Raw genomic sequence first — 14,493 nt, forward strand, 5'->3', positions numbered from 1 at the left:
ATAGTCAGATCCACACCTTTACGTGTGCTGCTTCATCCAGCGTACCCCCTGCGGTGTATCCTCAAGCACAATACCCTCTGCGGCGAGTTGTGCACGGATTGCGTCGGCACGTACAAAATCCCGCGCCTGCTTGGCGGCACCGCGTGCATCAATCAGCGCCTGGATATGCGTTTCATCGCTCTCGTTGGTACCTTGGCTGAACCATGCCTCCGGCGTTTGCTGCAGCAGACCAAGAGCCAGTCCGGCGCCAAGCAACTTGGCTTTCAGCCGGGTGAGCGCGGTAGTGACCTCGGCTGCTGCGTGATGTGTGGTGTCAGCCAATTGGATGCGTGCCTCGTTTGCCAGTGTCGCCAACTCGGCCAGCGCCTGCGGCGTGTTGAGATCGTCATCCAACGCTGCTTCGATATTCCCTGGGATGATGGCGCGTGCCGGATACGCCGCCAAATCGCGCAGCGTCCCATACAGCCGGTTTAGAGTGCGTACCGACTGTGCGATGAGTGCCTCTGACCAGTCCAGCGGTTTCCGATAATGTGCCGAAAGCAGCGCGTAACGTAGTGCTTCGGGAGGATGCTTTGCCACCAACTCATGCACGGTCTCGATATTGCCCAGCGATTTGCTCATTTTGGCACCTTCAAAATTGAGCATCCCGTTGTGCATCCAGACCCGTGCGAACGTACTGCTGCCGTGTGCGCAGCGACTTTGTGCGATTTCATTTTCATGATGCGGGAATTGCAGATCGATTCCGCCAGCGTGGATATCAATCGTCTCCCCCAGATGCGCAGCGGCCATTGCGGAGCACTCAATATGCCAGCCGGGGCGGCCGCGCCCCCAGGGCGAGTCCCAGCCAGGAAGCTGATCGCTGGAAGGTTTCCACAGCACGAAATCGCTTGGGTCACGCTTGTATGGAGCGATCTCGACTCGAGCACCGGCCAACATTTCTTCCGTATCCCTGCGCGACAGTTGCCCATAATCGGCAAAGCTGTTCACCGCGAACAGCACATGCTCCATCGCGACATATGCATGCTGGCGTTCGATCAGCTGTTCGATCATCGCGATGATCTGTGGCATATGCGCAGTGGCTTCCGGCTCGATATCAGGCGGCTCCACACCGAGTTTTTTCATATCCTCACGGTAAGCAGCGCAAAAGCGTTCAGTAATGGCCGAGATGGGAACACCCTGCTCCTGCGCAGCAGTGTTGATCTTGTCATCCACGTCAGTGATGTTGCGTGCGTAGCGCAGCGCCCCATACCGCCGCCGCAGCAGCGCGGCCAACACCCCAAACACGACTGGACCGCGGGCGTTGCCGATATGCACATAGTTGTAGACGGTCGGACCGCATACATACATAGTTGGGCAGGCAGGGTCCAGCGGTTCGAACGGCTCGACTCTCCGGTGAAGGGTGTTGTAAAGGTGCAGGCTCATCACAGACCATCCTAGGAGCAATCTCGGATTCTAGCGCCTGAGACCGTATCTTGATGCTTTGGTTCATACTTGAGACTGTGATTGGCTGCCAGAAGGGGTATGTTCAGCCCCTTGACAGATTCCGTCTCTACACTACGTTCCGCTGAATACATGCTTGAATGGGATTGATGCGCCTTCCATCGTTATTTTTCACATGCTGCGTATTGGCGTCTTTTGTGATGCCTTCTTGGGCAGCCCATCCACGGAAGGCTGATCTGAAAAATGTGGGGATCGTCGGCAACGTCAAATTTGATTACGCCCAGGTGATGAAGGTCGCGCCTGTCTATCAGACTTGGCATGCCAGCCATGTTGAGGAACAGTGCGATCCCTTGCCACTTACTGAGGTTGCCCCCGAATTGGACCCGGGTCATGACAAACATCGCAAAATCTCGCGGGTCATGGAGTTGGTAAAAGGTTTTTTTTCCAATCACCGCACAGAACAAGCACTGCCTGGCGCTTCAACCAATTCCCAGCGTAACTGCCGTATCGTTGAGGTGCCGCGTCAATTTCGCCGTCCGATTGCCTATGACGTTGACTACATTTACAAGGGCACCAAATATCGTTCGCGACTGCCTGAGGATCCAGGTAACCGCTTACCGGTGCGTGTCCTGGTGACACCTTACCTCTCCGAACACAACTTCCCCCCGCCCCGTTGAAACCAATGCACTGTTTCCCATGCATGGTGCGACACAGCAGTAGCCCTGAGCCTGCTGATGCATCGTCCTCGTTGGAGTTGCACTGGCACCCCGTGCATGGCACCATTGCTGCCCCCTATACAAATGAACGTCACTATGGCGCCTTCATCCGTGCCCGCTTGTATTCCAGTTTGACCTTTCGTGTCCATTGGTTACAGGTCAGCATTCTTCAATGCATAGGAATGCATAGGTGATTTGCGGAGCGTTTTTTCATTCCCTTTAAAAAATCCTGGCCAGCGAAGCTGGGTTTTTTCTTTTTCATGTTTGCCACAATTTAAGTGATTAAAAATACGACGCATTCTGTGTGTGTGTCCCCTAGCTTTATTTTGCGGCAACACTTCATATTGAAAAGGATCGAACGATGGCCTTGAAACACTTTTTGAATACCCAGGACTGGACTTGCTCTGAACTTAATGCACTGCTGACCCAAGCACGCGCGTTCAAGCACAACAAACTGGGGAACGCCCTGAAGGGCAAGTCCATCGCCTTAGTATTTTTCAACCCATCCATGCGTACCCGCAGCAGCTTTGAACTGGGAGCATTTCAGTTGGGCGGTCACGCCATCGTTTTACAGCCTGGCAAAGATGCCTGGCCGATTGAGTTCGATACCGGCACCGTGATGGAAGCAGAGACCGAAGAACACATCTGCGAAGTTGCCAGAGTCCTGGGTCACTACGTTGACCTCATCGGCGTGCGTGCGTTCCCGAAATTTTTAGACTGGACTTACGACCGCCAGGACATCGTACTCAACAGCTTTGCCAAATATTCCCCAGTGCCGGTGATCAACATGGAGACAATCACCCATCCCTGCCAGGAACTGGCACATATCATGGCCTTGCAGGAGCACTTTGGCACCACAGACTTGCGCGGCAAAAAGTACGTATTGACCTGGACCTATCACCCCAAACCCTTGAATACCGCCGTGGCCAATTCCGCACTGACCATCGCGACTCGCTTGGGCATGGATGTCACCTTACTGTGCCCAACCCCCGATTACGTCCTTGATGAGCGTTACATTGATTGGGCGCGGCAGAACATTGCAGACACTGGCAGCACCTTTCAAGTGAGCCACGACATCGACAACGCCTACCGTGGTGCTGATGTGATCTACGCCAAGAGTTGGGGCGCACTCCCGTTCTTTGGCAACTGGGCCATGGAAAAACCGATACGCGACCAATACAGACACTTTATCGTTGACGAAGCCAAAATGGCGTTGACCAACAACGCCGTCTTCTCGCATTGCTTACCACTGCGCCGTAACGTCAAGGCGACCGATGCAGTGATGGATGGATCTAACTGCATTGCCATCCATGAAGCTGGTAACCGCCTGCATGTACAAAAGGCCATCATGGCCGCACTTGCTTCCCAATAATTCACGCTATATTTTTTTGGAACTTCCCCCATGAGTAATAAAAACATTGTCTTGGCCTTCTCCGGTGGACTCGACACCAGCTTTTGCATCCCCTACCTGAAAGAACAGGGCTATGCCGTACACACCGTATTTGCCGACACCGGCGGTGTTGACGAAGATGAGCGCGACTTCATTGAAAAACGTGCTGCCGAATTAGGCGTAGCTAGCCACCTCACCGTGGATGGCGGCCCTGCCATCTGGGATGGTTTCGTAAAACAGCTTGTCTGGGCTGGCGAAGCCTACCAAGGCCAGTACCCCTTACTTGTTTCTGATCGCTATTTAATTGTGGATGCCGTACTACAGCGTGCCGATGCACTGGGCACCTGCGCCGTTGCCCATGGGTGTACTGGCATGGGCAACGACCAAGTCCGCTTCGACCTGGCGATCAAAGCACAGGGCGACTACACCATCATTGCCCCGATTCGGGAAATCCAGAAAGAGCACACCCAGACCCGTCTGTACGAACAAAAATACTTAGAAGAACGCGGCTTTGGCGTCCGTGCCAAACAGAAAAACTACACCATCAATGAAAACCTCCTGGGCATCACCCTGTCTGGTGGCGAGATCGACAAATGGGAAGCCCCGGGAGAAGGTGCCCGTGGCTGGTGCGCCCCGCGCAGCGCCTGGCCCACCGACCCCCTCACGGTGGCTATCAAATTTGTTGAAGGCGAAGCCGTCGCCGTAGATGGAAAACCCCTTTCCGGCCCTCAGATTCTGATGAAACTCAACAAACTCTTCGCCTCCTATGGCGTGGGGCGCGGTATTTACACCGGCGATACCGTCATTGGCCTAAAAGGCCGCATCGTATACGAAGCCCCTGGACTCACCGCACTGCTGACCGCCCACCGTGCCCTGGAAGACGCCGTGTTGACCAAACAACAGAACCGCTTCAAACCCCACATAGCCCGTAAATGGGTTGAACTGGTGTACGAAGGATTTTTCCATGACCCCTTGAAGACCGACCTAGAGACCTTCTTAAAATCCTCCCAAGCCAACGTGAATGGTGAAATCGTCCTTGAAACCCGAGGTGGTCGAGTCGATGCCGTCGCAGTACGCTCACCGCACATCCTCACTAGCAAAGGCGTCACCTACGCCCAAACCGCTGACTGGGGTATTGAAGAAGCCGAAGGATTTATCAAACTCTTTGGCATGAGCTCCACCCTATACGCTCATGTAAATCGTTCCCTGCGCTCATGACCGTCATTGTCTTTTCAAACCACGCCCTCCCACTGCGCCCATTGCCACACATCATGATGAAGGTTGACGCATGAGCGCGTTGCTCGACTCCACCCTGGATCACCTTGAGCAACTGGTATCCTTCGATACCCGCAACCCCCCCGTTCCATCACGACCGACGGCATTTTCTCCTATGTGAAAGCCCACCTCCCGGGCTTCCAGATTGAAATGACCGATCATGGCGCCGGTGCCGTCAGCCTCTATGCAGTGCGCGGCACCCCCAACGTCCTATTCAACGTCCACCTAGATACCGTCCCCGACTCCCCCGCATGGAGCGCTGACCCACATGTGATGCGCCGTGCCGTGGATCGCGTCATCGGATTAGGTGTCTGCGACATCAAAGGCGCTGCCGCCGCCCTATTGGCCGCCGTCCAAGCCACTGATGGCCCCGCTGCCCTCCTATTCACCTCTGACGAAGAAGCCAACGACCCGCGCGGCGTTGCCGCCTTCCTAAAACGCAATATCCCGTATCACGCCGTCTTAGTGGCCGAACCGACCATGAGTCAAGCTGTGCTAGCCCATCGTGGCATCAGCGCCGTCCTGATGAAATTCACCGGCCGCGCCGGTCATGCCTCCGCCGAACAACAACCCCAGGCCAGTGCCCTCCACCAAGCGATGCGCTGGGGCGTCCGTGCCCTTGATTACACCGCATCATTGGCACATACCCGCTTCGGCGGACTGACCGGACTGCGTTTCAACATCGGACGCCTCGAAGGAGGCATCAAAGCCAACATCATCGCACCGACCGCCGAACTACGCTTTGGCCTCCGCCCCCTCCCATCAATGGATGTGGATCAACTCCTGGCCGCATTGGCCGCATTGGCCGTACCGGCGCCCGCCTCCTTTGAAGAAACATTCCGCGGCCCAAGCTTACCCTGGGGTGGCATTGCTACTGCCGAAATCCGTCGCCTCTCCGCCCGTGATATCGCGGATGCATTGCACTTGCCGATTGGTAACGCCGTGGACTTTTGGACAGAAGCCTCACTCTTTTCCGCCTGCGGCTACACTGCTCTCGTTTACGGACCGGGCGACATTGCCCAAGCCCACACCGCAGATGAATTCGTCACCCTCCAACAATTGCAACGCTACGCCGAATCCGTTTACCGCATCATCAATGCCACCTAACCTCCGGCATCGCTAATTATTTGGTCCTCCCGGGCGCGTCCGTCCCCCAACCACCGCCAATCCAATGCACGCCAACCTACAGACTCGACAGATCATCATCCGCCTGCTGTCAAGCATGGCGAGCGCCAAGGAAATTAGCCAATACCTCAAGCGATTCTCCCAATTGGATGCAAAACGCTTTGCTGTCGTCAAAGTTGGCGGCGCCGTACTGCGCGATGATGTGGACGCACTGACCTCCTCCCTCTCATTCCTCCAAGAGGTGGGACTCACCCCGATTGTCCTGCACGGCGCCGGTCCCCAATTGGATGAAGAACTCACTGCTGTCGGCATTCAAAAAAAGACCGTCAACGGCTTCCGTGTCACCTTGCCAGAGACAATGGCCATCGTCCGCAAAGTGTTTCATGCCACCAACCTCCAACTCATCGAAGCATTACAGCGCAACGGCGCCCGCGCCACCTCCATCACCGGCGGAGTATTTGAAGCACACTACCTTGACCAAGAAACCTACGGCCTTGTGGGCGGAATCTCCGCCGTCAACATCGCACCGATTGAGGCCAGCTTGCGTGCCGCCTCTATTCCCGTCATTGCCAGCCTCGGCGAAACTCCCAGCGGCCAAATTCTCAACATCAATGCCGATGTTGCCGCCAATGAACTCGTACACGTCCTCCAGCCCTACAAAATCATCTTTCTCACCGGCACGGGCGGCTTACTTGATGCCGATGGAAAAATCATTAACTCAATCAACCTATCCACCGAATACGAACAACTCATCCAGCAGCCCTGGGTCTATGGCGGCATGAAACTCAAGATCGAACAGATCAAACACCTCCTGGACCGACTGCCCCTAGAATCCTCAGTCTCCATCACCCGCCCCGCCGACCTTGCCAAAGAACTGTTTACCCACAAAGGCTCCGGCACCCTGATACGCCGTGGCGAACGAGTCATCCGCGCCACCACATGGAAAGACCTAGACCTCCCGCGCCTCCAACACCTCATCCAATCCAGCTTCAGGCGTACCCTGATCCCCCATTACTTCGAAACCACCCCCTTACTGCGCGCCTATGTCAGCGAAAACTACCGCGCTGCCGTGATCCTGACCAAGCTGGGTAACGTCCCATACCTAGATAAATTCGCCGTATTGGACGACGCACAGGGAGAAGGCCTCGGCCGTGCCGTCTGGAGCATCATGCGCGAAGAAACACCCCAACTCTTCTGGCGTTCCCGCCACAACAACCAAGCCAATGCTTTTTACTACGCCGAATCCGATGGCTACTACAAACAAGACCACTGGAAAATCTTTTGGAATGGCCTACATCACTTCCAACAGATCCAACAATGCGTCGCCCACTGCACCCAACATCCCCCAACCCTGATCGATTGAAGATGAGCACTGCCACCTTCACCCTTGGCATTGTTGGTGCCCGCGGCTACACCGGCGCCGCATTGATCACCCTCCTGACTGCCCACCCCGCGATTGAACTCATCTTTGTTTCCTCGCGTGAATACCATGGCCAGCCCGTTGCCGCACACAACCCCACCTACTGCGGTGATCTGCGTTTTGAAACCCTCGACCCAGCTGCCGTTGCTGCCAAACGTGCAGATGTCGTCATCCTCGCCCTACCCAATGGCAACGCCGCCCCTTACGTACACGCCATTGATGCCACCGCACCCCCCACCCTCATCATCGACCTATCCGCAGATACCCGCTTTGACCCAGACTGGTACTACGGCCTCCCCGAACTGACCCGACACACCTACACCGGACAGAAACGCATCAGCAACCCAGGCTGCTACGCCACCGCAATGCAACTAGCCATCGCCCCCCTTCGCGACCAACTGGCTGGCCCCCCACAGTGCTTTGGCGTCTCCGGCTACTCCGGTGCTGGCACCACCCCCTCAGACAAAAACAACCAAGCCCTACTGCGTGACAACCTCATGCCATACGCACTCACCGACCACCTGCATGAACGTGAAGTTAGCGCCCAACTTGGTATCCCCGTCGAATTCATGCCCCATGTCGCCCCCCACTTTCGCGGCATCACCCTCACCGCCAACCTCTGGTTACAACGCCCCCTGACCCGGGAACACATCAAGACCCTCTACGCAACCCGTTATGCCAACGACCCACTGATCGACATCATCGACCCACCCCCCTGGGTTAACCAGATTGCCGCCCGCCATACCGTACAGATCGGCGCCTTCACCATGGCACCGGGCAACAAACGCGTTGTGATCGTCGCCACCTTGGATAACCTCCTCAAAGGCGCCGCCACCCAAGCCCTACAGAACCTCAACCGCGCACTTGGCCTGGACGAACTGACCGCCATTCCCTACCAACCTAACCCTGTCCCATCACCCATTCCATAATGACCACCCCGGCCTCCCCAATGGACACCACCACCATGCCAAACCTGCTTTGGCACAAACCCGGCGTGGCGATCGACGCCAGCATCCAAACCTTCCTGGCAGCCGATGATGTCCTTCTGGACCGCGAATTCTTCCTCTACGACATCACAGCCAGCACAGCCCATGCCCAAGCATTACAGCGCATCGGCCTCCTCACCCCCGACGAACTCGACAACATCCTCCGAGAACTGCAACACCTCAGCGACGAATACCGCAACGGCACCTTCCTCCTAGATACACAGTACGAAGACGGCCACTCCGCCATTGAATCCCGCTTGACCGAACGCCTCGGAGACACCGGCCGCAAAATTCACACCGGCCGCAGCCGCAACGACCAAATCCTAGTCGCCACCCGCCTATGGCTGAAAGACCGACTCACCCAACTGAGCACCTTGAACCGTGACATTGCCCACCATGCATTACAGCGTGCTGCTGCCGAACAACACCTCCCCATGCCTGGCTACACCCACCTGCAGCGCGCCGTTGTCTCATCGGCCGGCATGTGGTGGGCAGGCTGGGCTGAATCCTTCATCGACAACGCCCTACGCGCCGCCGATACCCTCGCCCTGATCGACTGCAACCCCCTCGGCACCGCCGCCGGCTATGGCGTCAACCTCCCCCTGGATCGCCCCCACACCACCACTGCACTGGGCTTTGCACGCCTCCAAGTCAACCCCATCTGCGCCCAACTTTCTCGCGGCAAATTTGAACTGGCCGCACTCGAAGCACTCGGCAGCGCCACCTTAGACCTCCGCCGTATCGCCTGGGATCTCTCCCTATTTACCACCAGCGAATTTGCATTCATCACCCTGCCGCCCGAATACAGCACCGGCAGCTCCATCATGCCCAACAAACGCAACCCAGACGTCATCGAACTCATGCGCGCCACCCATGCCAGCGTTGCCGCCGCCCGCACCGAAATCGAACAACTCCTCTCCCTCCCGTCCGGCTACCACCGCGACCTTCAGAACAGTAAAGGCGCCATCGTCCGCGGCTTCAACCGCGGCCTGGCCGCCTTAGAACTCTTACCCGCACTCCTGTCCCGCCTACAGTGGCGCCCAGACACCCTCCGTGCCGCCATTGATCCCGGTATGTATGCCACCGATGCCGCTATTGAAGCCGCAATCGCCGGCATCCCCTTCCGTGACGCCTACCAGATGGCCGCCAAAACCGCTGACACCGCCGCCCAAGACCGCACCCCAGAAACCAGCCTCACCGCACGCCGCTCCCCCGGCGCTGCCGCTGATTTATGCCTGGAGACCCTCCGTGCCCGTTGGCACACCTTGACCCAACCCACCTCCGACCCAGACCCGCGGTGAACCACCGCCTCCCCGATTCCCATCACCCCCCCCCACACACACCAACCCATCCCCTCCCTGACCCCCCACAGCAACTGCCCATGCCTCCCATCTATCCCTGCAACTGACCCCGTCTCCCCATGACCGGCATCCCTCCCCCCTCCCGCTTCCCCGAACAACCCATCCCCCGTGGCGCCGCGCCGTCCTCAAAGTGGGTAGCAGCCTCCTCGCCGCCGATGGCGGCGGCCTTTCCCCCCGCTTTGCCTTGGACTTAGCACACTTCGTCTCCGCCAACATCACCGCCGGACGCCAACTCGTCATCGTCTCCTCTGGCGCTGTCGCCGCTGGTCGTGCCCTGATACCCCCACTGCCCGAATCCGGCGGCGCTCTCGCCGCCCGCCAAGCCTTAGCTGCCCTTGGACAAGCACAACTCATCGCACTGTGGCAACGCTTCTTCGACCGCCCCGTTGCCCAGGTCCTCCTGACCCACGACGACCTCCGCAACCGCCGTCGCTACCTCAACGCACGTGCCACATTGCGTGAACTACTGCACCTGGGCACCTTGCCTGTCGTCAACGAAAACGACACCGTCTCCGTCGATGAACTCAAACTAGGCGACAACGACAACCTGGCAGCCATTGTTGCCGCACTGATTGATGCCCAAGCCCTGTTTATCGCCACCGATATTGACGGCTTATACACCACCGACCCACGCCACCATTCTGACGCACAGCCCCTGCATGAAGTCCGCACCCTGACCCCTGAAAACCTTGCCATGGCTGGTGACAGCAGCAGCACCGTTGGCACCGGCGGTATGCGTACCAAACTTGAAGCAGCACTTAAAGCCGGCGCCGCTGGCATTGACACCTACCTATTTAACGGCCGCAGCAGCGACGTTGTCCGCGGACTCGCACAACACCGCCTCCGCGGCACCCGCATCCATCCCACCTGTACCCCGATTGCCGCCCGTAAATATTGGTTGCGTCACGCCCCAGTGGAGCCCGGCGCGATCCTCATCGATGCCGGTGCCGCCGCTGCCTTGGCACAACAAGGCGCTTCCCTACTTCCGGGCGGCGTTTTGAGTGCCGAAGGCGACTTCCGCCGCGGCGATATGATCCAGATAGCCACCCGCAGCCCAGATCACCCCTCCCACCCCCTGGCACGCGGACTTGTCCAATACTCAGCCGCCGATGTCCGCCGCATTGCCGGTTGCCATTCCCGCGATATTCAAACCCTCCTTGGATACACCTATGGCGACACAATCGTTCACCGTGATGACCTCGTCCTCCTCTGACCGCCCCCCACTCTTGCAACCATCACCACCATCAAATAAATAGCGAACCGCAACTGACCTCCCGATAGCCAGCCCCCCATACCATTGCACCCCCTGCCTACTACAACCGTAGATGCCCCCCGCCTGCAGAACATACCCACCGTTTGCCTTCTCACCCCCTGAGCACATCCAGCACAGCAACCACCCATCCCCAGCACCATCTCCCCACATCTCAGCGCCTGCGCCACCCGTGCCACACTGCGAACACACCCCCCGCCAACACCCATCCCCTTGCACCCACGGCCCTACCTGATGTCCCACATCCGACACCTTGCCCAACAATGCCGCGACGCCGCCCGCATCTTGGCGACCTTATCCACCGACGCCAAACGCCGCCTCCTTGAAACAATGGCGACCGCCTTGAACACCGATGCCGCAACCATCCTCGCCGCCAATGCTGCCGACCTCGACGCCGCCCGCACCCAACAGGTTGGCACCGCCATGCTCGACAGACTCGCCCTAGACCCCCAACGCCTTGCCGCCATGGCCGATGCCTTACGTGACATTGCCGCATTGCCGGACCCCGTCGGCCAAGTGACCCGCGACGACCGGCGCCCTAACGGCATCCATATCCAAAAAATCCGCGTCCCACTGGGCGTCATTGCCATGATCTATGAAGCAAGACCCAATGTGACCGCCGATGCTGCCGCACTCTGCATCAAAGCCGGCAACGGCATCATCTTGCGTGGCGGCTCCGAAGCCATCCGCTCCAACATCGCCATTGCCACCGCACTACAGCGCGCCTTGCGCCTCGCCTCACTGCCTGAAACCGCCCTGATCCTCGTCCAAGACATGGCGCGCCACACCATGCTGGAACTCCTACAACTCAGCGACCTCATTGACCTGGTGATCCCCCGTGGCGGCGAAGGCCTTATCCGCTTCGTTGCCGAACATGCACGCATCCCCGTCATTAAACATTACAAAGGCGTCTGCCATCAGTTTGTCGATGCCTCAGCCGACATCGAGATGGCAATACGTCTGCTGATTGACGGAAAAACCACCCGTCCCGCCGCCTGCAACGCCCTGGAAACCTTACTCGTCCATACCGACATCGCCCCACGCTTCCTCCCTGCCGCCGCCGCTGCCTTACGTCCCTATGGCGTCCAACTGCGTGGTGACCACGCCACCTGCACCTTGCTTCCTGATGTGCTCCTGGCCACGGACGCCGACTACGCCGCCGAATATCTCGACTTAATCCTCGCAATACGTATTGTTCCCAACTTAGATGCCGCACTTGAACATATTCGCCGCTACGGCTCCGATCACACCGAAGTCATCGTCACCGCCGACCCCGCACATGCCGACACCTTCGTACAACAACTGCCTTCCGCCGTCGTCATGGTCAACGCCTCCTCGCGTTTTTCTGATGGTGGCGCCCTCGGACTGGGCGCAGAGATTGGCATTTCCACTACACGACTCCATGCCTATGGCCCCATGGGATTAGACGCACTCACAGTAGAACGCTTTGTCGTCCGTGGCCAAGGCCAAGTCCGCCACTGCCCCCCTTATCCACCTGCACCGCGACGTTAGCGTAGCGAACATACCGCCCATCACCTCCTAGCGCCTGCTCCCCCCTTGCATCGCCAAAAAAAAGTGATATAAATCGCAAAAAATAAGGCAAAGGAAGCCGCCCCAATGCAACCCAAGGACACCCAGACCAACAGGCCACCGCATCCCTGCCAGCCCTGTCACCCTCCCCCCGATCACCATCCATCACACCCACTCCCTGTCCTTTAAAAACTAAAGAGACAGCATGTCTGATGCACTGTAAACATGGGGATGATGCATGACCCAGCGATTGACTTTCTCAACGCTTCCAAACAGCGCCCTATCCAACCGCAAAGACCATACAGAACACCCCAGAGCACCCCGTGACACAGCGGCTTTAACCTCCTGTGGAGCAAAGACGCTGCCCAATAACCCACAGCAGCACTTCTTTGATTAACCATGACACCTACTGTCCCCATGTTTTAAATACTCAAAGGACCGTCTATGCCGTTTATCAATGAAATCCCCAGTGCCGAAGATATCGAAAAATATGGGTTGCCTTTTAAAAAAGGTCTGAATTTGGATATTAGTCTGCGTAGTCAATGGACGGTGGATCGTGAACGCAACTTCCATTTATACGGGGGGGGCTTACAGGAAATCCAGCGTATGAAGATGCTATTTATTATTGTTTCTATCTGTATTTGAATGGGACGAAGTTTGTTGTTGAATTAGACGTGGACCGTAATCGTATACCCTCCACGTTTAAGGACAACCCCTATGTGGTTGAGTGGAGCAAACCAGTGTCGATCAAAGTCATGCCCCATGATCAGGCGGGGTATCTTAAGGAGTTACCCCATTCTGCCTGGGAAAGTCCTGATGTGCCGCAACCCTTATTGGATAATTATTCGTTCAATGAATTTATCAGTATTTTTAAAGAAGCAGTGACTGTGCATGGTGCAGGTGACGCTAACCGTCACATTCATCATCCCATTGTGGTCCGTTTTAAATTTTAAATGAAAGGAATAAGGAAAAAGAGATGACACTCACTGTAGAACAAGCAAATGCATTATTGGACAGTATTACCACACAGGAGCAATTGCGGGATTTAATTAATCAACTTGATATTCATAGCAGCGGCAGTATCACGGTTTTATACAGCGGTTATACGGCCAATGGACTCGATAACTCTCAGATTATTCAGGGGATGCTGCATAACGGGGATACTATCCGGGTGATTGATACCACCGAGGCCGCCAAGTTTTTGAATATAGATCCGGATGATCCCCACAAAAATAACACGCTGCTGCGCAGTCATTATTATGTGGACGTTCTGCTGCATGGCGATGATGTGTATTCAACTGCAAACCGCAGTGTCATATGTTTGATAAAGCACCATGATCGGGTGTTTTATCAAGGGTGTGACACCGCCACACCATCACAAGGGAGGAGCGCACGCAGTAAGCAGTGTTTTATTGACTCAATAACATCATCTATGTATTTCACACCTTAAAGGACCGTCTATGCCGTTTATTAATGAAATCCCCAGTGCCGAAGATATCGAAAAATATGGGTTGCCTTATAAAAAGCAACTAAATTTGGATATCAGTCTACGTAGTCAATGGACGGTGGATCGTGAACGCAACTTCCATTTATACGGGGGGGGCACTGCAAATCAGGCTTATGAAGAGATTTTTTATTACCGTTTTTATATGTATTTAAATGGGACGAAGTTTGTTGTTGAATTAGATGTAGACCGTAATCGTATACCCTCCATGTTTAAGGACAACCCCTATGTAGTTGAGTGGAGCAAACTGATGTCGATCAAGGTATGGCACCATGATCAGGTGAGTCCCTTGAAGAGAGTACCGCCCGCGGCCTGGGACACCCCAGATGCGCCGCAACCACTCTTGGACAATCGCTCACTCAATCAATTTATTGCCATTCTGAAAGAGGCATTAACTGTGCATGGCGCGGGAGATTCTAATCGTCGCATTCACCATCCCATTGTGGTCCATTTTGGATTTTAAATCAGAGGAAGAT

12 protein-coding genes and 2 pseudogenes are annotated in these 14,493 nt (G+C 56.3%); 12 read left to right on the forward strand and 2 right to left on the reverse strand.

Translation table 11 applies throughout. The features are described from left to right. Positions 1-18 precede the first annotated feature (18 nt). Complete coding sequence (cysS, locus tag F7G16_RS01500; RefSeq protein ID WP_004087897.1) at positions 19-1,422, reverse strand: cysteine--tRNA ligase; 1,404 nt, start codon at positions 1,420-1,422, stop codon at positions 19-21. 158 nt (positions 1,423-1,580) lie between these two features. On the opposite strand from cysS, the gene F7G16_RS01505 reads away from it, so the two are divergent. Next, positions 1,581-2,117 (forward strand): hypothetical protein, encoded by a 537-nt coding sequence (locus F7G16_RS01505; RefSeq protein WP_014607601.1) that lies wholly within the window; start codon positions 1,581-1,583, stop codon positions 2,115-2,117. A gap of 191 nt (positions 2,118-2,308) precedes the next feature. Here F7G16_RS01505 and F7G16_RS01515 read toward each other — a convergent pair whose 3' ends face one another. Further along, on the reverse strand, positions 2,309-2,455 hold the full coding sequence (locus F7G16_RS01515; RefSeq protein WP_162179007.1) for a hypothetical protein: 147 nt from the start codon (positions 2,453-2,455) through the stop codon (positions 2,309-2,311). A 62-nt stretch (positions 2,456-2,517) separates the two neighbouring features. On the opposite strand from F7G16_RS01515, the gene F7G16_RS01520 reads away from it, so the two are divergent. From F7G16_RS01520 to F7G16_RS01570, 11 genes and pseudogenes are all read left to right on the forward strand, one after another. Beyond that, positions 2,518-3,528 carry an N-acetylornithine carbamoyltransferase gene (locus F7G16_RS01520; RefSeq protein ID WP_004087894.1) on the forward strand — a complete coding sequence of 337 codons (1,011 nt, stop codon included), beginning with the start codon at positions 2,518-2,520 and terminating at the stop codon, positions 3,526-3,528. A gap of 30 nt (positions 3,529-3,558) precedes the next feature. Next, the gene (locus F7G16_RS01525) at positions 3,559-4,764 is read left to right on the forward strand and encodes an argininosuccinate synthase (protein ID WP_011097576.1); all 1,206 of its coding nucleotides are present in this window, start codon (positions 3,559-3,561) and stop codon (positions 4,762-4,764) included. A gap of 70 nt (positions 4,765-4,834) precedes the next feature. Further along, positions 4,835-5,928, forward strand: a pseudogene (locus tag F7G16_RS01530) (acetylornithine deacetylase). A 64-nt stretch (positions 5,929-5,992) separates the two neighbouring features. Next, positions 5,993-7,309, forward strand: coding sequence for an acetylglutamate kinase (locus tag F7G16_RS01535; RefSeq protein ID WP_004087892.1), 1,317 nt, complete (start codon positions 5,993-5,995; stop codon positions 7,307-7,309). 2 nt (positions 7,310-7,311) lie between these two features. Then, entirely contained in the window at positions 7,312-8,295 is a 984-nt protein-coding gene (gene argC, locus F7G16_RS01540; RefSeq protein WP_011097577.1) for an N-acetyl-gamma-glutamyl-phosphate reductase, read from the forward strand. A 35-nt stretch (positions 8,296-8,330) separates the two neighbouring features. Further along, positions 8,331-9,653 (forward strand): argininosuccinate lyase, encoded by a 1,323-nt coding sequence (gene argH / locus F7G16_RS01545; protein WP_004087890.1) that lies wholly within the window; start codon positions 8,331-8,333, stop codon positions 9,651-9,653. A 103-nt stretch (positions 9,654-9,756) separates the two neighbouring features. Beyond that, positions 9,757-10,926, forward strand: a complete 1,170-nt coding sequence (gene proB / locus F7G16_RS01550; protein ID WP_167405123.1) for a glutamate 5-kinase — start codon at positions 9,757-9,759, stop codon at positions 10,924-10,926. Positions 10,927-11,217: 291 nt separating this feature from the next. Further along, a complete protein-coding gene (locus F7G16_RS01555) occupies positions 11,218-12,495 on the forward strand; it encodes a glutamate-5-semialdehyde dehydrogenase (protein ID WP_004087888.1) in 1,278 nt (425 codons plus the stop codon). Between the two features lie 462 nt (positions 12,496-12,957). Continuing rightward, positions 12,958-13,466: pseudogene (locus F7G16_RS01560) on the forward strand (hypothetical protein). Between the two features lie 23 nt (positions 13,467-13,489). Continuing rightward, positions 13,490-13,963 (forward strand): hypothetical protein, encoded by a 474-nt coding sequence (locus F7G16_RS01565; RefSeq protein ID WP_004087885.1) that lies wholly within the window; start codon positions 13,490-13,492, stop codon positions 13,961-13,963. 10 nt (positions 13,964-13,973) lie between these two features. Then, positions 13,974-14,480 (forward strand): hypothetical protein, encoded by a 507-nt coding sequence (locus F7G16_RS01570; RefSeq protein ID WP_038232768.1) that lies wholly within the window; start codon positions 13,974-13,976, stop codon positions 14,478-14,480. Positions 14,481-14,493: the final 13 nt, after the last annotated feature.

The sequence above is a fragment of the Xylella fastidiosa genome (assembly GCF_011801475.1).
GTDB lineage: Bacteria > Pseudomonadota > Gammaproteobacteria > Xanthomonadales > Xanthomonadaceae > Xylella > Xylella fastidiosa.

Bases quoted from the DNA above. Each gene is read 5' to 3' on its own strand.
- cysS (WP_004087897.1), bottom strand. From the start codon at position 1,422: ATGAGCCTGCACCTTTACAACACCCTTCACCGGAGAGTCGAGCCGTTC.
- F7G16_RS01570 (WP_038232768.1), top strand. From the start codon at position 13,974: ATGCCGTTTATTAATGAAATCCCCAGTGCCGAAGATATCGAAAAATAT.
- F7G16_RS01525 (WP_011097576.1), top strand. From the start codon at position 3,559: ATGAGTAATAAAAACATTGTCTTGGCCTTCTCCGGTGGACTCGACACC.
- argH (WP_004087890.1), top strand. From the start codon at position 8,331: ATGCCAAACCTGCTTTGGCACAAACCCGGCGTGGCGATCGACGCCAGC.
- F7G16_RS01515 (WP_162179007.1), bottom strand. From the start codon at position 2,455: ATGCGTCGTATTTTTAATCACTTAAATTGTGGCAAACATGAAAAAGAA.
- argC (WP_011097577.1), top strand. From the start codon at position 7,312: ATGAGCACTGCCACCTTCACCCTTGGCATTGTTGGTGCCCGCGGCTAC.
- F7G16_RS01565 (WP_004087885.1), top strand. From the start codon at position 13,490: ATGACACTCACTGTAGAACAAGCAAATGCATTATTGGACAGTATTACC.
- F7G16_RS01505 (WP_014607601.1), top strand. From the start codon at position 1,581: ATGGGATTGATGCGCCTTCCATCGTTATTTTTCACATGCTGCGTATTG.
- F7G16_RS01535 (WP_004087892.1), top strand. From the start codon at position 5,993: ATGCACGCCAACCTACAGACTCGACAGATCATCATCCGCCTGCTGTCA.
- F7G16_RS01555 (WP_004087888.1), top strand. From the start codon at position 11,218: ATGTCCCACATCCGACACCTTGCCCAACAATGCCGCGACGCCGCCCGC.
- F7G16_RS01520 (WP_004087894.1), top strand. From the start codon at position 2,518: ATGGCCTTGAAACACTTTTTGAATACCCAGGACTGGACTTGCTCTGAA.